The sequence below is a fragment of the Streptomyces sp. NPDC059895 genome (genome assembly GCF_042731035.1).
Classification (GTDB): Bacteria; Actinomycetota; Actinomycetes; order Streptomycetales; family Streptomycetaceae; genus Streptomyces.
The window spans coordinates 1-23,238 of record NZ_JBHWKO010000062.1 but is presented as its reverse complement, the minus strand read 5'-3'; the positions used below and the strand labels follow the sequence as shown (position 1 = coordinate 23,238).

The window sequence follows — 23,238 nt, the reverse complement described above, 5'->3', positions numbered from 1 at the left end:
CGGGCCCCGAGCGCCTCAGCCGGCGTCGGCCGCCGCGTCGCACGCCTGTCCGCGCAACGCCCGCGCCAGGTCGTCCCGCGCCTCCAGGACCAGCCGCCGCAGCGCCGGGGGCGCCGACTCGTGCGCCGCGAGCCACGCGTCCGTCGCCTCCAGCGCGCCGGGGGAGTCCTGGGAGGCCGGGAACAGGCCCCTGACCAGGTGCATCGCGATCTGGATGGACCGCTGCTCCCAGATCCGCCCGATCACCTCGAAGTACTTCGGCGCGTACGGCGCGAGCAGCTCGCGCTGCGAGGGCCGCGCGAAGCCGGCGATCGTCGCCTCGACGAGCGCGTTGGACAGCGCGTCCGACTCCACGAGCTGCGCCCACGCCTGCGCCTTGACCGCCGGCGACGGGCGGGCGGCGAGGCAGCGGACCTGGTGGCGCCTGCCCGACGCGGTGTCGTCGCGGGCCAGCTCCGCGGCCAGCACGCCCTCGTCCGCCACCCCGTGCGCGGCCAGCGGCTCCAGGAACGCCCAGCGCAGCTCCTGGTCCACCTCCAGGCCGTCGATCTTCGCCGAGCCCTCCAGCAGCCCCTGGAGCAGGCCGAGGTCGGCCGGCCCGGACGCCACCGACGCGAAGAACCGCGCCCAGGCCAGCTGGTGCTCGCTGCCCGGCCGGGCCGACCGCAGCTCCGCCAGCGCGCCGTCCGCCAGCAGCCGTTCACCGGCCGCCCGCCACGCGGGCGCCGCGTAGTGCACCAGCGCCGACTCCGCCCAGGCGTGCAGCGTCTGGAGCACCCCGATGTCGGACTCGCGCCCCGCGAACCGCAGCACCAGGTCCACGAAGTCCCGGGCGGGCAGCAGCGCGTCCCGGGTCAGGTTCCACAGCGCCGACCAGCACAGGGCACGGGCCAGCGGGTCGGTGAAGTCCCCCAGGTGCTCCCGCAGGGTCCGCAACGAGGTGTCGTCGAAGCGGATCTTGCAGTACGTCAGGTCCTCGTCGTTGACCAGGACCAGGTCCGGGGCCTCGGCGCCCGCCAGCTCCGCCACGACCGTCCGCGGCCCGTCGACGTCCGTCTCGGCGCGGGCGTGGCGCACCAGCCGGCCGTCCGCCACGCGGTACAGCCCGATCGCCACCCGGTGCGGCCGCAGCTCGGGGTGGGACTCCGCCGCCTCCTGGAGCACCGCCAGCTCCTCGACCCTGCCCTCCGGGTCCAGCAGCACCTGCGGGGTCAGCGCGTTCACACCGGCCGTCTGGAGCCAGGACCGCGCCCACGCGCCCATGTCCCGGCCGCTGGTCTCCGCCAGCACTGAGAGCAGGTCACCGAGGCGTGTGTTGCCGTAGGCGTGCCGCTTGAAGTAGCGGCGGGCGCCCTCCAGGAACGCGTCCTGCCCGGCGTACGCCACCAACTGCTTCAGGACCGAGGCGCCCTTGGCGTAGGTGATGCCGTCGAAGTTGAGCTTGGCGTCCTGGAGGTCGCGGATGTCGGCGGTGACCGGATGGGTGGAGGGCAGCTGGTCGGCGCGGTACGCCCACGCCTTGCGGCGGTTGGCGAAGGTGATCCATCCGTCGGTGAAGCGGGTCGCGCCGACCAGCGAGAAGGACCCCATGAAGTCCGCGAAGGACTCCTTCAGCCACAGGTCGTCCCACCACTCCATGGTGACCAGGTCGCCGAACCACATGTGCGCCATCTCGTGCAGGATCACGTTCGCCCGGCCCTCGTACGACGCCCGCGTCACCTTGCCCCGGAAGATGTACTCCTCCCGGAAGGTCACCAGCCCCGGGTTCTCCATCGCCCCCAGGTTGTACTCGGGCACGAACGCCTGGTCGTACTTGCCGAAGGGGTACGGGTAGTCGAAGCGGTCGTGGAAGAAGTCCAGGCCCTGCTTGGTGACCAGGAAGACGTCGGCGGCGTCGAAGTGGGGCGCGAGGCCCTTGCGGCACAGGGCGCCGAGCGGGATCTCCAGACGGGTGCCGTCCTCGAACACCCGCTCGTAGGAATCGGTCACGTAGTGGTACGGCCCCGCCACCACGCACGTGATGTACGTCGAGATCGGCTTCGTCTCCGCGAACCGCCACACCCCGTCCGTCCGCTCGCCCGCGCCGTTGCTCCACACCACCCACTCCTTTGGCGCCCGCACCTCGAAGCGGTACGGGGCCTTGAGGTCGGGCTGCTCGAAGTTGGCGAAGACGCGGCGGGAGTCGGCCGGCTCGTACTGCGTGTAGAGGTAGACCTCGCCGTCCTCCGGGTCGACGAAGCGGTGCAGGCCCTCGCCGGTGCGGGAGTAGGCGCACCGGGCGTCCACCACCAGTTCGTTCTCGGCGGCCAGGTCCTCCAGCAGGATCCGGGCGCCGTCGAAGACCTGACCGGGGTCCAGGTCGCGGCCGTTGAGGGTGACCGCGGTCACGCTCGGGGCGATGAGGTCGGCGAAGCTGGACGCGCCCGGTTCGTTGCAGCGGAAGCGGATCGTGGTGACCGAGCGGAAGGTGCGCGGACCGTCCCCGGCCGCCTCGCCCACCGCCGACCGCACGTCGAGCGACACGTCGTACCCGTCGACGGACAGCAGGGCGGCCCGCTCCCGGGCCTCGTCGCGGGACAGGTTCTCACCGGGCACGGGCGGTACTCCCTCGGGGTCGGCCGTATGGCGCTGGACAGCACCGATCCTGCCATGCGCCCCTGACGCCGGACACCGGGGAATGCGCCGCACGGCCGGAGGCGTTCACCGGGGAAACGGTTCGCCCCGAGGAGAGACATGTCGGAGAAGACCCCCGTCGACTTCTGGTTCGACCCCCTGTGCCCGTGGGCGTGGATGACGTCCCGCTGGGTGCTCGAAGTGGAGAAGGTCCGCGACATCGAGGTCCGCTGGCATGTGATGAGCCTCGCCGTCCTCAACGAGGACAAGATCGACGAGCTGCCCGAGGAGTACCGGGAGATGCTCGCCACCAAGGCCTGGAAGCCGGTCCGCGTGGTGACCGCCGCCTGGCAGAAGCACGGCGACGACGTCCTCGGCCCCCTCTACACCGCCCTCGGCACCCGCTTCCACAACAACGGCGAGGGCCCCACCCCGGAGGCCATCGCCGGTGCCCTCGCCGACGCCGGACTGCCCGCCGACCTGATCGACTACGCCGACCAGGAGGACTTCGAGTTCGACGCCGAGCTGCGCGCCTCGCACAAGGAGGGCATCGAGAAGGTCGGCCAGGAGGTCGGCACGCCGGTGATCGCCGTGCCCGGTCCCGACGGCGAGCAGATCGCGTTCTTCGGTCCCGTCGTCACCCCCGCCCCGAAGGGCGAGGAGGCGGCCCGCCTCTGGGACGGCACCCTCGCGGTCGCCTCGGTCCCCGGCTTCTACGAGATCAAGCGCACCCGCACCAAGGGCCCGGACTTCAGCAACCTGTAGGTCCGCCAGGTCACCCGAACCCGGGCGGGGCGGGTCCGCGGAACACCTCCGGCGGACCCGCCCCGCCCCTTCGTGTCCGCGCTGCCCGGCCGGGGAAGCCTTCGTGCGGTGAGTCGGACCGGCCGGTACTGCGTATCCGCCCGTGCGACGAACGATCGCCGACACCGGGGAGGGCACCGTGACGACCGTGGACACCGGCCGGGCCGCAGAGGCCGACGACACCGAGGACGAGCAGCCCGGAGCGACGCTCCGCGTGCGGACGACCCTGCTCCTCGCCCGCCACGGGGAGACCGTGTGGCACGCCGAGAACCGGTACGCGGGGCTGACCGACGTGGCCCTCACCGAGCGGGGCCGGGCCCAGGCGGAGGCGCTCGGCCGCTGGGCCGCCGTCCACCCCGTGGACGCCGTCTGGACGTCCACCCTCTCCCGCGCCACCGCCACCGCCGAACCCGCGTGCCGCGCCCTGGGCCTGGCCGCCCGGCGTGAACCGGCCCTGCGCGAGTGCGACTTCGGGGTCGTCGAGGGCCGTACGCTCGCCGAGTTCGCCGTGACGGACCCGCGGCGGGCCGAGGCCTTCCTGGCGGACCCGGTCGGACATCCGTTCCCCGAGGCCGAGGACCCGCGAACGGCCGCCGCCCGTGGCGCCGCGGCCCTGCGCCGGATCGCCGCCGCCCACGAGGGCGGACGCGTCCTGGTCGTCGCCCACAACACCCTCCTGCGGCTGGCGCTGTGCCGGCTGCTGGCGATCCCCGTCGAGCACTACCGCCGCCTCTTCCCCCGCCTGCGCAACGCCGCCGTGAGCGAGATCCGCCTGGAGGGACGGGCCGCGGCGCTCGTGTCCCTGAACGTTCCCTGCGAGTCGTAGCCCCGGCCGGCCGGGGGCGCGCCCGTGCGCAGGGGCGGGCGCCGGCCGGCGGCGGGGGCCGTCCTGGGTGAGGGGCGCCGGGTTCGCGGCGCGGGAAGGCCCCCGTGAGTCACGTCCTCACGGGGGCCTCCTTCTTTCCGCCCGCCGGGTGAAGGGTGAGAAGACGATCACGAGGCGGGACGCGCGGGGCGCCGTTACGGCGCGAGCAGCAGGACGTCCGTGCGGGAGCGGGCGGCCTCGTACCGGCGGGCGACGTCCTGCCAGTCGACCACCTGCCACATCGCCTCGATGAAGTCGACCTTCTGGTTCCTGTACTGGAGGTAGAAGGCGTGCTCCCAGGCGTCGAAGACGAGGATCGGGGTGGAGCCCTGGCCGATGTTGCCCTGGTGGTCGTAGACCTGCTCGACGATCAGGCGGCCGCTGAGCGGCTCGTGGGCGAGGACGCCCCAGCCGGAGCCCTGGGTCGTGGCCGACGCCTTGGACAGCTGCGCCTTGAAGTTCGCGAACGAGCCGAAGGACGCGGTGATGGCGTCCGCCAGCTCGCCCACGCCGTCCGCCGCGAGGGGCTCGCCGCCGCCCTCGCCGGTCATGTTGTGCCAGTAGATGCTGTGCAGGATGTGCCCGGACAGGTGGAAGGCCAGGTTCTTCTCCAGCCCGCCCAGCGAGCCCCACCGCTCCTTGTCCCGCGCCTCCGCGAGCTGCTCCAGCGTGTCGTTGGCGCCCTTCACATAGGCGGCGTGGTGCTTGTCGTGGTGCAGCTCGATGATCTCCGGGCTGATCACGGGGGCGAGCGCGGAGTAGTCGTAGGGCAGTTCAGGAAGCGTGTAGACGGGCATGGCGGGTTCCCCTCCGAACCTCTTATTGCAAAGAGCTTGCAACTACACGCTAGCAACAAAAAGCGTTCCGAGGGCGTCCGAGGGCAAGGGAAAGGCCCTCACGTGTCCCACGTGAGGGCCTCGGACGGACGCGGGGCCCGGTCAGTCCCGGGCGGGCCGGCGCTGCCGGAGGTACCCGGCCACCGCCAGGAGCGCCGTCATCGCACCCGTGGAGTACAGCTGCACCCGGGTGTCCGGCTCACGCGCCATCAGGACGAACACCGCCGCCATGCCGGCCAGCGCGACCCACGTCAGCACCGGGAACGCCCACATCCGCACCACCAGCTTCTCGGGGGCCTCGCGTTCCAGACGGCCGCGCAGCCGCAGCTGGGAGACGGCGATGAAGATCCAGACGACCAGGATGACCGCGCCGATCATGTTCAGCAGCCAGGGGAACACGTCGTCGGGCCGCCAGTAGCTCAGCAGCACGCAGACGAAACCGAAGACGCAGGAGACGAGGACGGCGGCCCGGGGGACCCCGGCGGAGACCCGGCCCAGCGCCTTGGGGCCCTGGCCGCGCCCGACCAGGGAGAAGGCGATGCGCGAGGCGCCGTAGATGTTGGCGTTCATCGCGGACAGCAGGGCGGCCAGGACGACCACGTTCATCAGCTGGCCGGCGCCGGGGATGCCGAGCCGGTCGAGGGCGGCGACGTAGGGGCCCTTCTCGACGACCTCCGGCGCGTCCCAGGGGACCAGGGTGACGATGACGGCCATCGAGCCGACGTAGAACAGCGCGATGCGCCACATCGCCGTACGGACCGCGCTCGCCACGCCCTTCACCGGGTTCTCCGACTCGGCCGCGGCGATGGTGACGGTCTCCAGGCCGCCGTAGGCGAAGACGGAGGCGAGCAGGCCGACGACCAGGCCCTCACCGCCGTGCGGGAGGAAGTCGAAACGGTCCCTGCCTCAAAACCCAGGCGGCTCGAGTACGGAGTCACGAGGCATTGACGAAGAGCCCCACTCCGTGGGGAGCGGGGCTCTTCCGCGTCCCCGTGAAGCCGACCGCGGGGTACCGTTCGGGTGTCGAAGCAGAACAGGAGTAAGTATGCATGCTCTGCCCGAAGACCACACCGGGGTGCGAATCGCACGTCTTCGCCGAGAACGACACCTCACCCAGAAGGGTCTCTCAGACCTGGCAGGAGTCCCGTACAGCACGCTGACGAAGACGGAGCAGGGAATTCTTCCCGCGACCCCGCACGTCGTTGCCGCCTGCGCCCGGGCCATGCGCGTGGAAGTCGCCACGATTGTGGGGCAGCCGTACGCCGTCGAGCTGCGGGCCGACGAACTCGACGTTCTCATCAGGCCTATCAGGGAAGCTCTGGACGTCTACGACCTGGGCCCCGACCCCGACCTCCAGCCACGGCGACTCGATGACCTCGCGGAAGAGGCGGAGGCGCTCTGCGCGGCCGTCCGCGCGGGCGAAATCAAGCGAGCCGCATCCAACGTCGCCGGACTCATCGAGGAGGGCACGACCGCGGCCCACACGATGAACAGCACCGAGGGGTGGCTGACGCTCGCGTCCCTCTACCGGACGGCGTATGACGTCGCTGCGAAGCTCGGGTTCGCAGACCTGGCCCAACTCTCGCTCGCCCGCATGGACTGGGCCGCACAGCGCGGCTCCGACGCTGTCCTCGGGGGCATGTATCAGTACCTCAGGGCACTCACGTACTTGAGGGAAGGGCAGTACCGGACTGGTCGGCGGCTGGTGACGCTGGGACTCACCACGCTTCAGCAGGCGGACCAGTCGCACGAACGAGAGGTCGTCACCGGGCAGCTCCATCTCGGTGGCGCGGTGATGGCCGGCCGAGCCCACGACGAGCACCAAGCCCTGTCCCACCTTCAGGAAGCGGAGCGGATCGCCGAGGCGACCGGGGAGTCGGTTCAGGTGCACTGGCTCGCCTTCGGCCCCACCAACGTCCGCGTGCACCGAGTCTCCGTACTGGCCGAGCTCGACCAGTACGGTGAGGCGGTCGAGGCCACGACCGGTCTGGCCATCCCGAGTGACTGGCCGAAGTCGCGGATGAGTCACCACTACGCCGACGTCGCCCGCGCGCAGCTGTGGACCGGGAAGCTCGAGGACTCGTTCAAGAGCCTTCTCAAGGCACGTAAGACAGCGCCTCAACAGGCCAAATACCACCCGACGGTGAGGGACACCTACGCCGGTCTCGAAGCTGCGCACCGGCGGCTCCCCGAGAGTTTCCTGTCGTACGGCTCGTGGCTCAGCTCAGCACCAGCCGCACAGCGGTGACTCTGCGTGACAATTTGGCCCTAGCTATCATCAACTCGTGACAGTTAGGGCCTAGTCGTGCCACCACCATGTCGTCACTGGCCATTTCGACATGGAGCCGACCATGACGATGCACATCGCGGACCAGGGGCGCACCTGTCGACGCGCCGCTGCTGATGCCGCCGACACGAGTCGCTGCGAAGGCGTCCGGACGGCTCTCGAAGTGTTCATCGAGCGCCGTTCCCCTTCCGACTCCGGCAAGCTCTCCGCAGCAGACGCCGCCTGGCCGAAGCGGCTCCGCCGCATCATCCGCGCGAGCCTCACCTACTGGGGCCTCCCTCAGCTGATCGACGTCGCGGAACTGCTGCTCACAGAGCTGGCTACCAACGCTCTGCGCCACGGCAGGAGCACCGAGATCGGCGTGCGCGTGTACCTCGCCGGACACCACTGTGTGATCGAGGTGGCGGGCGGCTCGCCCGACCGCCCCGAAGTGCGCCGGGCCGGCCCCAGCGACGAGGGCGGCCGGGGCCTCTTCCTCGTCGCTGCCATGGCCGAAGCGTGGGGCGTCAGCCCGGACGGCTCAACGACCTGGTGCACCGTCCCCCTGACCGAAGGACCGGCAGAGATGCAACCCGCCGCGACCTAGGGCGCTTGTCCGGCGGCCTGGTGACGTCCGGTCCCAGGCCATCGGACAGGCAAGCAAGGCCCCGGGCGCGGGGTCGAACGCCCGGAGAGCGATCCCCCGCGATCTGGACTGCCCCGCGCCGGATCCCGCACCGCCAACCGAACGGAGAAGACCGTGACAGCGACATCGACGCGTGAGGCGTTCCCCCTCACCCCGCCCGGAGGCCGTACTCCCTTCAGCGAGGAGGCACCGTCGGCTCCGAGCACCAGGCCGTGGGCGCTGCGCTTCGCCCGTACACCGGACTCCACCGGAGCCGTCCGCATCCCGGCGCACACCTACGACTACGGCCGCCAGGTCAGCGTGTCCAGCGGTGGCGGATTGCTGACGTGCATGGCGAACACCCACACCCCGACCGTGCCGGACGGCTCGACGACGAACCCGCCGCCGCTGGACGAGGGGCCCAAGGACTGATGTCCTCGCCCGTCCTGATCATCGCCGCCGCCGACGACTGGCCCACCGACCGGATCGTCGTCGAGTTGGAGAACCGGGGAGTGGAGGTGTTCCGCATGGACACCGCCGACTTCCCGCAGCGGCTCGCCCTGGCCGGAAGGATCAGCGCTGGGCAGGCCTGGACGGGCGAACTCCTCACCGAACACCGGACGGTGGAACTGTCCCGGGTCGGCGCGGTCTACTACCGCGCCCCCGGGGCATTCCGCTTCGCCCGGGGAATGTCCGGCCCGGAGGAGGGATTCGCCGCCGCCCAGGCCCGCGCCGGTCTCGGCGGAGTCCTGTCCGCGCTCGAGTGCCGGTGGGTGAACCACCCCACAGCCATGGCGCGCGCCGAGTACAAGCCCGTACAGCTCGCCGCCGCGCGCGCGTGCCGGCTGCTCATCCCGCCCACTCTGATCACCAACCGGCCCGAGGACGTGCGGTCTTTCGCCGCCGACGTCAGCGCGGCGATCGTGTGCAAGCCAGTAGCCTCGCCCGTCGTGATCGAGGACGGACAACTCAGATGCGTCTACACCCGGCGCCTGGAGCCGGCCGATCTGGACGACCTGCGCGGCATCGACACCACAGCGCACCTTTTCCAGGCGTGGGTCCCCAAGAAGCACGAGGTGCGGTTGACCGTGATCGGAAAGCGCATGTTCGCTGCCGCCATCCATGCAGGCAGCGAAGCAGCGCACGAGGACTGGCGCAGCGACTACGGATCGCTGACCTACATGGCCGTCACGGTCCCCGAGGAGATCGAGGCCGGTACGCGGCGGCTGATGGAGCGGCTCCAGCTCCGCTACGGAGCGGCAGACTTCATCGTGGGCCCTGACGGGCAGTGGACGTTCCTCGAGATCAATCCGTGCGGGCAGTGGGACTGGATCCAGGGGGCGACCGGCCTGCCGATTGTCGAGGCCATCGCCGACGAGTTGCAAGGAGTCACCTGATGGACTGGGAGCCGTACGCGGCAGGTCTCGCCGCTCAGGTCGCGCACCCGGGATCGGACTGGTGGGGGCCGCTCACCGACACGCCCCGGCATGAGTTCGTCGAGCGCTGGTTCACGCCCGGAGAGCGTGGGTGGCTGGTTGTCGACGGGCCGTCCGACGAGACGGCATGGGCGAAGGCCGCTTACGCCGATTCGACGCTGGTCACCCGGGTGGGACCCGTGCATGCCGACCATGCTCAGCCCGGGCAGGCCGTCACCGGACACCCCACCTCCTCGTCCACACTGCCGAGCCTGGTCGTGACGATGCTCCGGCACGGCCATCTCGCCCCGGGGCACCGGCTGCTGGACCTGGCCACCGGATCCGGCTACAGCGCCGCCCTGGCCTGCCACCGGCTGGGCGACGGCCTGGTGACTACGCTGGACATCGACCCGTACCTGACCGAGGCGGCGACCGCACGCCTCGACCGGATCGGCCGGCACCCCACCGTGGTCACCGCCGACGCCGACGGCGAACTGCCTGGCACCTTCGACCGGATCGTCTCCATGGTGTCCATGCCCCGCATCCCCGCCCAGTGGCTGGAAGCCCTCGCACCCGGCGGCCGGCTCGTCACGACGATCACGGGCACCGGCCTCATCGTCACGGCCGACAAGACCGACGACGGTGGCGCGACAGGACGCGTCGAGTGGAACCGCGGCTCCTTCATGGCCGCCCGCACCGGCGACGACTACCCGCCCGCGCTGAACGTCGTCTTCGCCCAGGCAGCCGACCAGGACGGAGAGGAGGTCACCCTGTCTCCGTTCCCGGTGCTCGACGTCATGCAGGCCTGGGAGGTGTGGTCGATGCTCTCCCTGACGGCACCCGGCATCGAGCACCGCACCGGAACCGCAGACGACGGCGGCCGCATGGCGTGGATGCTGCACGCCGACGGCTCATGGGCCCGCGCCCACACCAAGCCCGGCGAACACACAGCGACCGTTCACCAGGGCGGCCCGCGCCGCCTGTACGCGCTGCTGGACCGGATCCGCCGGCGATGGCTGGAACACGGTGAACTCCCCGTCTACGGAGCGAAGGTCGTCATCGCCCCCGATGGCGAGACCACGCTGTCGCGCGGCAGGTGGACGGCAACTCTGTGACCCCAGGCCAGTGGTTCCGGCCTTGACGCCTACGCGGCAGACTGGACCGAGTCGACAAGAAGGGAGCACTGCATGGACGACGAGCCCTTGGAGGAGTGGGCGGCACATCGTGAGCAGCGCCGCCCCGTGCGAGGTGAACGACGGCACGCCCCGCTCGGCGACCAGCCGGAACAGGGCGCACACGTCGCCCCTGACGCTCCGCGCGGCATCCAGGAATGGGACGGGAATCAGTGGGTCCCGGCCGGAGTCGCCGAGAATCTCAGGACCGCTGCGGAGGAGACCGGCGCGGACGCGGCCTCGCGGGCAGAACGGGTACCTCTCCCGCCGTTCGGCAAGCTGCCCCGCATGCCCGACCCCTGGAGGCCGACCGAGGTGTGGCACCACCCCTCTGATACCACCTGACCGGCCTCCCTCTGTGCCCCCGAAACTCCCACGTGAGGGCCTCGGACGGACGCGGGGCCCGGTCAGTCCCGGGCGAGCCGGCGCTGCCGGAGGTACCCGGCCACCGCCAGGAGCGCCGTCATCGCGCCCGTGGAGTACAGCTGCACCCGGGTGTCCGGCTCACGCGCCATCAGGACGAACACCGCCGCCATGCCGGCCAGCGCGACCCACGTCAGCACCGGGAACGCCCACATCCGCACCACCAGCTTCTCGGGGGCCTCGCGTTCCAGACGGCCGCGCAGCCGCAGCTGGGAGACGGCGATGAAGATCCAGACGACCAGGATGACCGCGCCGATCATGTTCAGCAGCCAGGGGAACACGTCGTCGGGCCGCCAGTAGCTCAGCAGCACGCAGACGAAACCGAAGACGCAGGAGACGAGGACGGCGGCCCGGGGGACCCCGGCGGAGACCCGGCCCAGCGCCTTGGGGCCCTGGCCGCGCCCGACCAGGGAGAAGGCGATGCGCGAGGCGCCGTAGATGTTGGCGTTCATCGCGGACAGCAGGGCGGCCAGGACGACCACGTTCATCAGCTGGCCGGCGCCGGGGATGCCGAGCCGGTCGAGGGCGGCGACGTAGGGGCCCTTCTCGACGACCTCCGGCGCGTCCCAGGGGACCAGGGTGACGATGACGGCCATCGAGCCGACGTAGAACAGCGCGATGCGCCACATCGCCGTACGGACCGCGCTCGCCACGCCCTTCACCGGGTTCTCCGACTCGGCCGCGGCGATGGTGACGGTCTCCAGGCCGCCGTAGGCGAAGACGGAGGCGAGCAGGCCGACGACCAGGCCCTCACCGCCGTGCGGGAGGAAGTCGGTCAGGTGCGAGGCGCCCGGGGAGTCCGTGCCCGGCAGCACCCCGGCGATCGCGAGGACGCCCAGCACCAGGAACAGCGTGATCGCCCCGACCTTCAGGGCCGCGAACCAGAACTCGAACTCGCCGAAGTTCTTCACGGCCGCCAGGTTCGTCCCGCAGAAGACGACCATGAACAGCGCCACCCACGCCCACTCGGGCGTGCCCGGCAGCCAGCCGGTGACGATCTTCGCCGCGCCGATGCCCTCCAGCCCGACGGCCGTGCACAGCAGCACCCAGAACGACCAGCCCGCGGCGAAGCCCGCCCAGGGGCCGATCGCACGCTCGGCGTGCGCCGAGAAGGAGCCCGAGGACGGGTACGCGGCCGACATCTCGCCCAGCATCCGCATCACCAGCATCACGAGGAGGCCGGAGAGGGCGTAGGCGAGGACGATCGAGGGACCGGCGGCGGCGATGCCCGCGCCGGACCCGACGAAGAGGCCCGCGCCGATGACGCCGCCGAGGGCGATCATCGACAGATGGCGCTGCTTGAGGCCGTGGGAGAGGGAGACGTCGGACTCCGGCGGAGTCCCTGCGGTGATGCTGGGCATGGGCGCGGCTCGTCCAATGCGTAGAGGTCAAAAACTCCCCTAGTCTGGGCGGCCCCTCCGCTCGGGGGAACGGGCCGCCCACCATCCGGACACCTCCGGAACAGCCCGTGGCTACTCCGCTACGGAGGTGTAGTGCGCCGCGTCCCCCTGCACCGACCAGCTCTCCTTGCCGTCGATGCCGACCGGCACGTCACCGGCGACGGTCACCCGGTGCAGCCGGCGCGGCTGCCGGTCGTAGTTGTCGACGGCGTAGTGCTGGGTGATGCGGTTGTCGAAGAGCACCAGCTGGTTCGGCGACCAGCGGTGGCGCAGGACGTTCTCCGGCCGGGTGACGTAGGACTGGAGCAGGTCCAGGATCGTGCGGGACTCGCCCACCGACAGGCCGACGATCCGCTGGGCGAACCCGCCGATGAACAGTCCGCGCTCACCGGTCAGCGGGTGGACGCGGACCACGGGGTGGGCGGTGCGGTACGTGATCGACGTGAACTGGGCGCGCTGCGCGGCCCGCTCCTCGTCGATGTCCTCGGCCGGGACCGCGTAGTCGTAGTCGTTGGTGTGCTCCGCCCACAGGCCGTCGGCCAGCCGGCGCAGCGGCTCCGGCAGCTGCCGGTAGGCGGCCGCCGAGCTGGCGATCAGGGTCTCGCCGCCGTACGGCGGGAGGGTCAGGCTGCGCAGGGTGCTGGCCTGCGGCGGGTTGAGGACGAAGGTGACGTCGGTGTGCCAGTGGTTGGCGATGCCCTGCTCGCTGTCGACGGGCAGCACGTTGGGGGCGCCGTCCACGGCGGGCACGGTCGGGTGGGCGGTGGTGAGGTCGCCGAAGTGGCGGGCGAAGGCCTGCTGGCCCTCGTCGTCGAGGTCGACGTCGTCGAAGACCAGGGCCTTGTGGACGTTGAGGGCCTCGCGCAGGGCGGCGACCGTCTCCTCGTCGAGCGGCTTGGCGAGGTCGACGCCGGACACCTGGGCGCCGATGTGCGCGGTGACCTTGCGGATGTCGAGGGACATGGGTGGGTCCTTTCAGACGAGGGCGGGTGCGTCCGCCTCGGCGGCGGTGGCGTACTGGTTGGCGGGGCGCGGCAGGCCGTAGCGCTCCCGCAGGGTCTGCCGGGGGCCGTACTCCGTGCGGAACAGGCCGCGGGCGCGCAGGAGCGGGACGACGTGGTCGACGAAGGCGTCGAGGCCGGAGGGCAGCAGCGCGGGCATGATGTTGAAGCCGTCGGCGGCTTCCTGCGTGAACCAGGTCTCGATCGCGTCGGCGACCTGCTCGGGCGTCCCGGCGAAGGTGAGGTGCCCGCGCCCGCCGCCCAGCCGGCCGATCAGCTGCCGCACGGTGAGCCGCTCGCGCCGGGCCAGCTCCACCACGAGCGTGTAGCGGCTCTTGGCGCCCTCGACGGCCTCCTCGGGCGGCAGGTCGGCGGGGAGCCGCGCGTCCAGCTCCAGGGTGCCCGGCTCCAGTTGCAGCAGGCTCTCCAGCCGGGCCACCCCGTGCGCGTACACGATGTGGTCCTCCAGCACCCGCTCGTCCGCCCGCGCCTCGGCCTCCGTGGAGCCGATCACCGGGACGATGCCGGGCAGTACCTTGATGTGCCCGGGGTCGCGGCCGGCCGCCGCCGTACGGGACTTGAGGTCGGCGTAGAACGCCTGGGCGTCCCCGAGGGTCTGCTGGGCGGTGAACACCGCCTCCGCGTACCGGGCCGCGAACGCCTTGCCGTCCTCCGACGAGCCGGCCTGCACCAGCAGCGGATGGCCCTGCGGGGTGCGCGGCACGTTGAGCGGACCCTCGACGCCGAAGAAGCGGCCCCGGTGCCGGGCCGGATGGATCTTCGCGTCGTCGGCCCAGAGCCCGGCCGCCTTGTCGGCGACGATCGCGTCGTCCTCCCAGCTGTCCCACAGTTTCAGCGTCACGTCGACGAACTCGGCGGCGCGGGCGTAGCGCTCGGCGTGCGCGGGTTCCGCGTCGAGCCCGAAGTTGCGGGCGGCCTCGGCGCCGGCGGTGGTGACGACGTTCCAGCCGGCCCGGCCGCCGCTGATGATGTCCAGCGAGGCGAACGCGCGGGCCAGGTTGTAGGGGAAGTTGTAGGAGGTGGACGCGGTGGCGATCAGACCGATGTGCTCGGTCCGGGTGGCCAGCGCGGTCAGCAGCGTGAGCGGCTCCAGCGCGCCGGCCGGGCGCTGCGCGACCGTGCCCCACAGCTGCGGGCTGTCGGCGAGGAAGAGCGAGTCGAAGGTGCCGCGTTCGGCGGCCCGGGCCAGCCGGACGTAGTGGGCGAGCTCCACATGGGCGTACGGGTCGCTCTCGGGCAGCCGCCAGGACGCCTCGTGGTGGCCGGTGTTCATGAGGAAGGCGTTGAGGTGGAGCGTGCGCGAGGTCACTGGTGGTCCTCCGTGACGCCCAGGGCGGCCAGCAGCCGTTCGCGGTACTCGCCGAGCAGCGGGTCGCGGTACGAGCGCGGGTGCGGGCGGGCGATGGTCTGGTCGAGGCCGATGCGGCCGTGGTCGAGGACGAGGACCCGGTCGGCGAGCACGATCGCCTCGTCCACGTCGTGGGTGACGAGCAGCACGGAGGGCCGGTGGCGCTCCCACAGCTCGCGCAGCAGGGTGTGCATCCTGATGCGGGTGAGCGCGTCCAGTGCCCCGAAGGGCTCGTCGGCGAGGAGGAGTTCGGGCTCGCGCACCAGCGAGCGGGCCAGGGCGGCGCGCTGGGCCTCGCCACCGGACAGCTCGCTGGGCCAGGCCCGCTCGCGGCCGGCCAGTCCGACCTCGGCGAGGGCCTCGCGGCCCTTCACCTCGGCCTCCTTGCCGTCCAGTCCGAGCAGGACGTTCGGCAGCACCCGCCGCCAGGGCAGCAGCCGGGAGTCCTGGAAGACGACCGACACCCGCTCCGGTGCCGTCAGCTGCCCGCTGCCGTTGACCTCGTGGTCGAGGCCCGCGACCGCCCGCAGCAGGGTGCTCTTGCCGGAGCCGCTGTGCCCGAGCAGGGCCACGAACTGGCCGGCGGGTATGTCCAGGTCGATGCCGTCGAGGACGGTACGCCCGTCGAAGGAGCGGGTGAGCCCCCTGAGCCGGACGGCGGGACGGGTCAGCTGCTCAGTGTGCGGCGCCACGACAGCACCCTCCGTTCGACGAGACGGACCGCGCTGTCGGAGATCAGACCGAAGATGCCGTAGACGACCAGGCCGACCAGGATGACGTCCGACTGGCCGTAGTTCGTCGCCTGGAACATCATGTAGCCCAGGCCGCTGGTGGCGTTGATCTGCTCCAGGACGACCAGACCGAGCCAGGATCCGGTCACGCCGAGCCGCAGCCCCACGAAGAAGCCGGGCAGCGCGCCGGGGATGACGATCTCCCGGATGAACCGCGCCTTCGACAGGCCCTGCACCTCCGCGAGTTCGACGAAGCGGTGGTCGATGCCGGACAGCGCGGCGTGCGTGTTGAGGTAGATCGGTATGTAGACGACGATGGCGATGATCGCGATCTTGAAGGTCTCGCCGATGCCCAGCCAGAGGATGAACAACGGGATGAGGCCGAGGGTCGGGATCGCCCGGTTGAGGTTGACCGTCCCGTCGATCAGCGCCTCCCCGGTGCGGGTGAGCCCGGACGCCAGCGCGAGCACCACCCCCGCGGTCAGGCCGATCGCGAAGCCGGACCCGGCCCGCTGCAACGAGGTGAGGATGTCGGTGGTCAGCGTCCCGTCGGTCCACAGGTGGACGCCGCTCTCCAGCACCGTCCAGGGCGCCGGGATCGCCCCCGGGTCGAGCCGTCCGGCGGCGGAGGCGGCGGCCCACAGGGCGAGCAGCAGCAGGGGGCCGGTGAGCCGGGCGGCGGGCAGGCGCCGGCCGGGGGTGAGCCCTCGGCGGCGGGTGCGGGGGCGCTCGTCGGCGGCGACGACGGGAGCCTTGTCCAGGGTGGTCGTGGTCATGGCGGTCACTTCCGGTACTCGGCCGGTACGGACTGCGCGGCGATGCCCTCGAAGCGGTGGTCGAAGAGCGAGCCGACGTCGAACTTCTTTATGAAGCCGCCCTCCGCGAGCAGGTCAGCCGTTTCCTGCTCCCACGCGATCGCCTCGTCCCAGCTCGGCGGGAACAGCGGCTTGTTGGCGAGGGCGGTGATGGACTCGGCCTGGGTGAGGGTCAGGTTCTGCGTCTTGACGTAGAACTCCTCGTTCCAGACGTCCGGGTTCTCGTACTGCCACACCTCGCCCTGCGCCCACTGCGGGATGTACGCGGCGATCGCGGCCGCCTTCGCCCGGTCGTTCAGCACGGAGACCGGCGCCCACAGCAGGTCGAGCAGGTCGACGACGTCGCTGGGGATGCTGCGGGCGCCCTTGGACCCGTACTGCTGGAGGTAGGAGGGCGCCTGGGTGTGGTGCAGCGGGGCGATGTCCACCTGCCCCGACTGGAGGGCGGTGAAGAACTGGTTGCTGGTCAGCGGCACGAGGTCCACGTCGTCGTACTTCAGTCCGGCCTTCTTCAGCGCCCGCAGCAGGACGACGCCCTGCGCCTGGCCCTGCGAGAACGCCAGCTTTCTGCCCTTGAAGTCCTCGACGCCGCGGATGTCGCTGCCGGGCTTGGTGGCGAAGAGGTAGTTCGGCTCGCGCGTGATGTTGATCGCGACGATCTTCGCGTCGAATCCCTGGAACTGTGCCTGGATCGGTGGAATACCCGCGTTGTTGGCGAGGTCGAGGGATTTCGCGCGGAAGGCGTTGATGACGTCCGGACCGGCCGAGATATTCAGCCAGTTCGACACCTTGAACGGCAGCTCAGGCAGTTTCGCCAGCTTGAGCTGGAGTTCCTGCGCGTTCAGAGGGGAGGCGATCTTCAGACTGGTGCCGGCGGGCACCTTGTCGGCGAGCGGAGCCGTCGAGGCGCCCTCGGACCCGCTGGCCGCGCTGCTCTCGGCGCAGCCGCTCAGACCGGCCGCGGCGGCGGTCACTCCGAGCAGGGAGGCGAGGAAGAGGCGCCGGTCGACACCGGGCGCACGGGAAACGGGCATGGGAGGACCCCCAGGGAGAGCGGCGGAGGAACGGCGGCAGGGCGCGGCGGCGGGGCGGCGGCCGTGGGCCGTCGGAGACGGGCGGATTTCCGGGCGGGAAAGGAACCCGGCACGGGGAATCGATACGGCGACGCGGGAGACGGGATTCGCCCAAGGAATTCACGCAGGGAACCGGATGCGGAGGACTCGCGTAGGGAACTCGCGCGGGAACTCACGCAGGAACTCGCGCAGGAACTCGCGCGGGAACTCGCGCAGGAACTCGTGCCGCGTATGTACCCGGACACGGAACTCGCGCGGAGAGTTCACGTACGGAATTCACTCGGGGGAGGAGAGAAGGGCGCGCTCCCGGCGCGCCGGGGGCGTCAGCAACAGAAGGTGCGACAGCTCATGAGGTAGATATTCCATGCCACGTCGGGCTCCTGTCAACATTCCGAGTTTCTGAATTAATTACCGTCGTGCGACACGGCGAGGGGATCGCGGTAGAGCACGTCCAGGGCCACCGCGCCGCCCGCCACCGCCAGCACGGAGTCCGCGAAACTCGTCGGCGCCACCGAGGCCGCGCGCGCCGGCCCGGCCTCCGCGCGGATCGCCGCCAGGCAGTCCTCGCGGGCGAGCGCTCCGACCTCCGTCACGACCACGCGCTCCGGGTTGAGCACGTCCATCAGCAGCGCCACCGCCCGCCCCACCGTCCGGGCCCGCTCCAGCAGCAGCCGTACGGCCACCGGGTTCCCGTCGGCCGCCGCGGCGACGACGTGCATCGGGTTCGTCCCGTCGGTCACCCCGGCCGCACGGGCGCGCCGGCACAGCGTCCGTTCGCTCAGCTCCGCCTGGAGGCAGCCGGTCCGCCCGCAGACGCACGGCTCACCGCCCCCGGCGAGCGGCAGATGGGCGATGGCGCCCGCCTGCGACCGCGGCCCGTGGTGCACCTCGTCGCGGGTGGCGAACGCCGCGTCGACGACGTTGCCGACGAACAGGTGCAGCACACTGCCGCTGCCGCGCGCCCGCCCGAACAGCCGCTCCGCGTTGACCAGCGCCCGCGCGTGCCCGTCCACCTGGACCGGCAGCCCGGTGCGGTCGCCGATCGCCTCCCGCACCGGCACGTCCCGCCACCCGAGCAGCGGATGCTCCACGACGGTCCCCGCGTCCCGGTCGACCCAGCCGCCCACGGCCACCCCCACCCCCAGGGCCCGGCGGCCGGGAGCGGAGGCGAGCAGCGCGTCCAGCCCGTCGGCGGCCCGCGCCAGCACGGCGAAGGGGTCGGTCCCGCAGTGCTTCGCCTCCCGCCGCGCCACCACCCGGCCGCGCAGATCGAGCAGCGCCACCGTCGTGTACGGCACCGCCACGTGGACGCCGCCCACCACGAACCGCCCGTCGTCCAGATCCACCGGGACGTGCGGCCTGCCCACCCCGCTGCCGCGCCGCGGCGCGTCCGACTCCCGGATCAGCCCGAGGCCGCTGAGGCGGGCGCAGTGGCCGGTGACGGAGGCCGGGGACAGCCCGGTCAGCCGGGCGATGGTGCTGCGCGCGACCGGTCCGTGCTCCAGCACGGACCGCAGGATCACGCTGGCGCTGGTGCGCCGTCGGTCGCTGTCGGCGACCCGGGGGACGGGAGAGGGGGCGGGAGAGGGGGCGGGAGGGAATGCCGTGGTACGGGACATGGGGGAGTTCCTCGGGGCCGGTCCGACACTGCGCCGTCTGCGAAGGAGGCGTGACGGATCGGCTCCGCCCGCCTCACCGGGGCGAGCGACAGGCGGCCGCGCCGACGCGCCGCAGATCGACGTGGCGACGCGACGAGAAGTTCCGGGCCTGGGCAACCATGGGCCCGAAGCTAGCAAAGCGGTCCACCGCTGCCCAGACGGCGACCGACGGGCGAGACGGGGGCGGGGGAGGTGGTGGAGGTGGTGGAGACGGCGGCGGTGGGGCCGGCGGTGGCTGTGGGGCCGACCGTGGCGAGTGGTGGCCGTGGGGCAGGCGGTGGTGGGGGGCCGGCGGCGGCGGTGGGGCTGGCGGCGGTGATGGTGGAGGCGGCGGCGGTGGGGCCGGCGGTGGCTGTGGGGCCGACCGTGGCGAGTGGTGGCCGTGGGGCAGGCGGTGGTGGGGGGCCGGCGGCGGCGGTGGGGCTGGCGGCGGTGATGGTGGAGGCGGCGGCGGTGGGGCCGCGGCGGTTGCGGTGGTGGCCGTGGGCCCGGTGGTGGCGGTGGGGCCGGCGGTCTGCGCGGTCCCGGTGGTGGTTCGGTCACGCTCTACGGCCTCGCCCCGCACCCGGGGCGCACGGCCGCGCCCGACCCGATTGGCGAAACCCTACAGACGCCCGTCCCTCCCTCCCCGTAGGCCGCACCACGTCACCTCAGTGACCAGCGTCACGCCGTACCGGGTGTAACCACGGCATGTTGTTCAAAGCCCACCAAGTCCCCGAACGGCCGTTTGTCGACCCGTGACGGTGATGGGCCCCACTCGCCTGGGATAGCGTCACGGTGTCCCGAACCGCCCCCGACCTCGCGGAGTCCCCATGAGCACCGCTGCCGCCACCCCCGCCAGCCCCGGACAGGTCCTCGCCGACCTCCTCCCGGCCTCCCGTGTCCGGGACGTCGCGCTCGTCCTCGGCGGCGCCGTGCTCACCGGCCTCGCGGCCCAGATCGCGGTCCCGGTGCCCGGCTCCCCGGTGCCGGTGACCGGCCAGACGTTCGCCGCGCTGCTCGTCGGCACGACCCTGGGCGCGCGTCGCGGCTTCCTCTCCCTCGCCCTCTACGCCGTGGCGGGTGTCGCGGGTGTGCCGTGGTTCGCGGACGGCGGGTCCGGCGCGGCCGCCGTGTCCTTCGGCTACGTCCTCGGCCTGATCCTCGCCTCCACCGTGGTCGGCGCCCTCGCCCGCCGCGGCGCGGACCGCAACGTGTGGCGCATGGCCGGCACCATGCTCGTCGGCGAGGCGATCATCTACGCCGTCGGCGTCCCCTACCTGGCCTACGCCGCCGACCTCTCCGCCTCCGCCGCGATCGCCGCCGGCCTCACCCCGTTCCTGATCGGCGACGCCCTCAAGGCGGCCCTGGCGATGGGCCTGCTGCCCACCGCCTGGAAGTTCGCCCGCCGCTGACCCCGAGTCGGTACGGAAAGAGGCCCGCCCGGCCGTCCCACGACGGCACACCGGCGGGCCTCTTCCGTTTCCGAGGTCAGTTCTGCCGTCGGTCCGCCGGCCGCCGCTGCGACCACCACAGTCCGGCCGCGCCGGCCGCGAGCAGTGCCGCCCCGGCCGCGCCGAGCGGTACGACCTCCCGGCCGGGCCCGGTCCTGGGCAACTCGTCGCCGCCCGGCCCCACGGGCGTGTTGTCCGTGCCGAGCAGCAGCGGGGTGGCGGGCGCGTTCGGTGACGGGTTCGTCGTACCGAACGGCACCGGCCCCTGCTGCCAGAACGTCTTCGACCCGTCCGCGGTCTGGACGGGCAGACAGATCTTCCCGGTCCTGCCGAGATCGAAGACCGCGTCGACCTCGTACGACGTCGACGCCCCGGCCGCCAGGGAGCCTACGGGGCAGGAGAAACCGCTGTTGGATCCCTCGGGGAGATCCTTCTTCGCGATCCGCGAACACCCATGGACGTTTTCGACCGTCAGTCCGTCGAATCCGACGACCAAAAGCCTGACCGGCCCGCTTTCCTCGGTGCCGTCGTTCTTCACCGTGGCGGTGATCGACGTTTCCCGCGAGTCGTTGTCCACCGAGATCCGCTCCGGCAGGAGCGTGGTCAGCTCGACGCCGTCCGGTGCCCGGTCGACGGCCTTTCCCCCCTCGCTGCTGCCGGGCCCCCGGTCGTCCGCCCCGGCCGGCGCGGAAAGCGCCAACACCGCCGAGAAAGATGCCACGACCAGCGATCCGGCGACGGCCGTCATACGACGAGAACTCATGTTCGCCCCCCTTGGCTGCGCCTGAATTCGCAGTACCTGAAGAGGTACCACAAGATTTCTCCGCACTATGCTGGTGCGGCACCAAGTGTGACCATTGTTTTCAGGAAGCGAGCAATGGAGGGGGTGAGGTGAAATGCCGGGTGATGCGAGGAATGCGGGAGGAGCGGGGGGAGCGGGGGGAGCGGGGGGAGCGGGGGGCCCGGGAAACACGGGCGGTCCGGGAAACACCAGGAGTACCGGTGTGCCGGGTCTTGTGGTGGCGGCACGTTATCGGCTGGTCGAGAGTATCGGCCAGGGGGGAATGGGGCGGGTGTGGCGGGCCGCCGACGAAATACTCGACCGGCAGGTCGCCGTCAAGGAAATGCGTATCGACGGCCTCGACGCGGAGGACGCGCGCACCCGCCGCGAACGCACCCTGCGCGAGGCGAGGGCCACCGCCCGGATCGACCACACCAACGTCGTCCGCGTCTACGACGTCGTCGACGAGGGCGAACGCCTCTGGATCGTCATGGAGCTGGTCGCCGGCCGCTCCCTGGAGCGGATCATGGCCGAGGAGGGACCCCTCGACCCACGCGCGACGGCCCGGATCGGCCTCGGCCTGGTCACCGCGCTGCACCAGGTGCACGCGCGCGGTGTCCTGCACCGCGACATCAAACCGGGCAACGTCCTGGTCGAGGACGGCGGCGACCGTGTCGTCCTCACCGACTTCGGCATCGCCGCGATCCAGGACACGGCGGCGCTCACCATGGCCGGCATGCTGGTCGGCTCCCCCGACTACATGGCCCCCGAGCGCATCTCCGGCCGCCCGCAGGGCCCGCCCTCCGACGTGTGGTCCCTGGGCGCCACCCTCTGCGCCGCGCTGGCCGGACACTCGCCCTTCTCCCGCGACACGACCCTGGCGACCCTGCACGCGGTCCTCTACGAGGAACCCGAACTCCCGCCCACGGCAGGGCCGTTGCGCGACATCCTGGCCGCGCTCCTGGAGAAGGAACCGACCGTCCGCGCACGTCTCACCGACCTGGAGTCGGTGTTGCGTCCGGTGGCCTTCCCGCCGCCCACGCCGACACCACCGCCCGCGCCGACACCGCCGCCCGCGCCGACACCTCCGCCCGCGCCGCCCGCCCCGCCGCCCGCCGCCGAGCCTCGTCCCACCGGGCGCCGCCCCCGCTTCCCCGCCGCCCTCCACCGCCGTACGGCCCTCGCGGCTGCCACGGGCGTCACGGCCGTGGCCGCCGCCGTCGCGATCGCGCTGGCGTCGCCCGGATCGGGCCACGGCGGGAACCGGGCCGGTTCCTCGCCCACGGGTCACCCGGCGACGACCTCCGCCACCACCCCCACGCCCACCGCCACCCCCACGCCCACCGCCACCCCCACGCCCACCGCCACCCCCACGCCCACGCCCACCGTCGAGGGCACCTCCAGGCCGCCGAGCCTGCCGCCCGGCGCGCACCAGGAGGCCGGCGGGTACGCGTGGGCGACACCCGAGGGCTGGCGGCGGGACGTGAAGACGGGTGCGGAGGTGCACTACACGTCCCCCGACGGCACCCAGGAACTCGTGGCCAGTTCCTCACTGGCCCGGGGCGACCTGATGGACACCTGGCGGACCTCGGAACGCAACGCCCACCAGGGCCGGGACTACCGCAAGATCCGCCTGGAGGAGACGACGTTCCGCGGCAACCCGGCGGTCGTCTGGGAGTACACGTTCACGCTCCAGGGCACGCCCTGGCACGCCCGCCTCCTCGGCTTCGACGAGGGCGGGACGTCGTACCAGATCAACACCTGGTACCAGCCGCACGTCGAGGCGGCGGCGCTGCGCACGTACGACAAGGTGAAGGAGAGCTTCACCGTGCTCTGAACGGGAGGCGGGCGCCGGCCGGACGACGGAGAGGGGACCCTCGGCCGCCGGGCCCCCCGCCGGCGGCCCCCCCGGGGGGCCAAGAGGGCCGCCGGGTGCCCCCACGCGGCCCGGCCCCGCG

21 protein-coding genes and 1 pseudogene are annotated in these 23,238 nt (G+C 72.1%); 10 read left to right on the top strand and 12 right to left on the bottom strand.

Annotated elements, in window-relative coordinates:
- Positions 1 to 15: 15 nt before the first annotated feature.
- Positions 16 to 2,595 (bottom strand): aminopeptidase N, encoded by a 2,580-nt coding sequence (pepN, locus tag ACFV9M_RS37950; RefSeq protein WP_385077498.1) that lies wholly within the window; start codon positions 2,593 to 2,595, stop codon positions 16 to 18.
- A 138-nt stretch (positions 2,596 to 2,733) separates the two neighbouring features.
- Between pepN and ACFV9M_RS37945 the strand changes: the two genes are divergently transcribed.
- Positions 2,734 to 3,378, top strand: a complete 645-nt coding sequence (locus tag ACFV9M_RS37945) for a DsbA family protein (RefSeq protein ID WP_385077500.1) — start codon at positions 2,734 to 2,736, stop codon at positions 3,376 to 3,378.
- A 253-nt stretch (positions 3,379 to 3,631) separates the two neighbouring features.
- The gene (locus tag ACFV9M_RS37940; RefSeq protein WP_385077547.1) at positions 3,632 to 4,243 is read left to right on the top strand and encodes a histidine phosphatase family protein; all 612 of its coding nucleotides are present in this window, start codon (positions 3,632 to 3,634) and stop codon (positions 4,241 to 4,243) included.
- A gap of 194 nt (positions 4,244 to 4,437) precedes the next feature.
- Here the strand turns inward: ACFV9M_RS37940 and ACFV9M_RS37935 are convergent, their stop codons facing one another.
- A complete protein-coding gene (locus ACFV9M_RS37935; RefSeq protein WP_385077503.1) occupies positions 4,438 to 5,079 on the bottom strand; it encodes a superoxide dismutase in 642 nt (213 codons plus the stop codon).
- Between the two features lie 141 nt (positions 5,080 to 5,220).
- A pseudogene (locus ACFV9M_RS37930) lies at positions 5,221 to 6,009 on the bottom strand (amino acid permease); the annotation flags it as partial.
- Between the two features lie 154 nt (positions 6,010 to 6,163).
- On the opposite strand from ACFV9M_RS37930, the gene ACFV9M_RS37925 reads away from it, so the two are divergent.
- The 6 genes from ACFV9M_RS37925 to ACFV9M_RS37900 all read left to right on the top strand — a co-directional run bounded on the left by ACFV9M_RS37925 (position 6,164) and on the right by ACFV9M_RS37900 (position 10,941).
- Positions 6,164 to 7,366 carry a helix-turn-helix domain-containing protein gene (locus ACFV9M_RS37925; protein WP_385077505.1) on the top strand — a complete coding sequence of 401 codons (1,203 nt, stop codon included), beginning with the start codon at positions 6,164 to 6,166 and terminating at the stop codon, positions 7,364 to 7,366.
- Between the two features lie 103 nt (positions 7,367 to 7,469).
- Positions 7,470 to 7,991, top strand: coding sequence for an ATP-binding protein (locus ACFV9M_RS37920; protein ID WP_385077508.1), 522 nt, complete (start codon positions 7,470 to 7,472; stop codon positions 7,989 to 7,991).
- A 153-nt stretch (positions 7,992 to 8,144) separates the two neighbouring features.
- Positions 8,145 to 8,441, top strand: a complete 297-nt coding sequence (gene tgmA / locus ACFV9M_RS37915; RefSeq protein WP_385077510.1) for a putative ATP-grasp-modified RiPP — start codon at positions 8,145 to 8,147, stop codon at positions 8,439 to 8,441.
- Positions 8,441 to 9,406 carry an ATP-grasp ribosomal peptide maturase gene (tgmB, locus tag ACFV9M_RS37910; protein ID WP_385077513.1) on the top strand — a complete coding sequence of 322 codons (966 nt, stop codon included), beginning with the start codon at positions 8,441 to 8,443 and terminating at the stop codon, positions 9,404 to 9,406. Before tgmA ends, tgmB begins: the two co-directional genes overlap by 1 nt.
- Complete coding sequence (locus ACFV9M_RS37905; protein WP_385077515.1) at positions 9,406 to 10,539, top strand: methyltransferase domain-containing protein; 1,134 nt, start codon at positions 9,406 to 9,408, stop codon at positions 10,537 to 10,539. The genes tgmB and ACFV9M_RS37905 overlap by 1 nt, the downstream gene beginning before the upstream one ends.
- A gap of 72 nt (positions 10,540 to 10,611) precedes the next feature.
- Positions 10,612 to 10,941, top strand: coding sequence for a DUF6087 family protein (locus ACFV9M_RS37900; RefSeq protein WP_385077517.1), 330 nt, complete (start codon positions 10,612 to 10,614; stop codon positions 10,939 to 10,941).
- Positions 10,942 to 11,003: 62 nt separating this feature from the next.
- Here the strand turns inward: ACFV9M_RS37900 and ACFV9M_RS37895 are convergent, their stop codons facing one another.
- The 8 genes from ACFV9M_RS37895 to ACFV9M_RS37860 form a co-directional block, all read right to left on the bottom strand.
- On the bottom strand, positions 11,004 to 12,380 hold the full coding sequence (locus ACFV9M_RS37895; protein ID WP_385077519.1) for an amino acid permease: 1,377 nt from the start codon (positions 12,378 to 12,380) through the stop codon (positions 11,004 to 11,006).
- Between the two features lie 111 nt (positions 12,381 to 12,491).
- On the bottom strand, positions 12,492 to 13,382 hold the full coding sequence (locus ACFV9M_RS37890) for a TauD/TfdA dioxygenase family protein (protein ID WP_385077522.1): 891 nt from the start codon (positions 13,380 to 13,382) through the stop codon (positions 12,492 to 12,494).
- A gap of 12 nt (positions 13,383 to 13,394) precedes the next feature.
- Positions 13,395 to 14,750 (bottom strand): LLM class flavin-dependent oxidoreductase, encoded by a 1,356-nt coding sequence (locus ACFV9M_RS37885; RefSeq protein ID WP_385077524.1) that lies wholly within the window; start codon positions 14,748 to 14,750, stop codon positions 13,395 to 13,397.
- Complete coding sequence (locus ACFV9M_RS37880; RefSeq protein WP_385077526.1) at positions 14,747 to 15,481, bottom strand: ABC transporter ATP-binding protein; 735 nt, start codon at positions 15,479 to 15,481, stop codon at positions 14,747 to 14,749. The genes ACFV9M_RS37885 and ACFV9M_RS37880 overlap by 4 nt, the downstream gene beginning before the upstream one ends.
- Complete coding sequence (locus ACFV9M_RS37875) at positions 15,457 to 16,296, bottom strand: ABC transporter permease (RefSeq protein ID WP_385077529.1); 840 nt, start codon at positions 16,294 to 16,296, stop codon at positions 15,457 to 15,459. The genes ACFV9M_RS37880 and ACFV9M_RS37875 overlap by 25 nt, the downstream gene beginning before the upstream one ends.
- Positions 16,297 to 16,301: 5 nt before the next feature.
- The gene (locus ACFV9M_RS37870; RefSeq protein ID WP_385077532.1) at positions 16,302 to 17,369 is read right to left on the bottom strand and encodes an ABC transporter substrate-binding protein; all 1,068 of its coding nucleotides are present in this window, start codon (positions 17,367 to 17,369) and stop codon (positions 16,302 to 16,304) included.
- A gap of 159 nt (positions 17,370 to 17,528) precedes the next feature.
- Positions 17,529 to 17,675, bottom strand: coding sequence for a hypothetical protein (locus tag ACFV9M_RS37865; RefSeq protein WP_385077534.1), 147 nt, complete (start codon positions 17,673 to 17,675; stop codon positions 17,529 to 17,531).
- A gap of 137 nt (positions 17,676 to 17,812) precedes the next feature.
- Positions 17,813 to 19,027: an ROK family protein gene (locus ACFV9M_RS37860; protein ID WP_385077536.1), complete on the bottom strand. Its 1,215-nt coding sequence runs from the start codon at positions 19,025 to 19,027 to the stop codon at positions 17,813 to 17,815.
- Between the two features lie 851 nt (positions 19,028 to 19,878).
- Between ACFV9M_RS37860 and ACFV9M_RS37855 the strand changes: the two genes are divergently transcribed.
- Positions 19,879 to 20,460: a biotin transporter BioY gene (locus tag ACFV9M_RS37855; protein ID WP_385077539.1), complete on the top strand. Its 582-nt coding sequence runs from the start codon at positions 19,879 to 19,881 to the stop codon at positions 20,458 to 20,460.
- A 76-nt stretch (positions 20,461 to 20,536) separates the two neighbouring features.
- Here the strand turns inward: ACFV9M_RS37855 and ACFV9M_RS37850 are convergent, their stop codons facing one another.
- On the bottom strand, positions 20,537 to 21,262 hold the full coding sequence (locus tag ACFV9M_RS37850; protein WP_385077541.1) for a hypothetical protein: 726 nt from the start codon (positions 21,260 to 21,262) through the stop codon (positions 20,537 to 20,539).
- A gap of 256 nt (positions 21,263 to 21,518) precedes the next feature.
- Between ACFV9M_RS37850 and ACFV9M_RS37845 the strand changes: the two genes are divergently transcribed.
- Complete coding sequence (locus ACFV9M_RS37845; protein ID WP_385077544.1) at positions 21,519 to 23,117, top strand: serine/threonine-protein kinase; 1,599 nt, start codon at positions 21,519 to 21,521, stop codon at positions 23,115 to 23,117.
- Positions 23,118 to 23,238 lie beyond the last annotated feature (121 nt).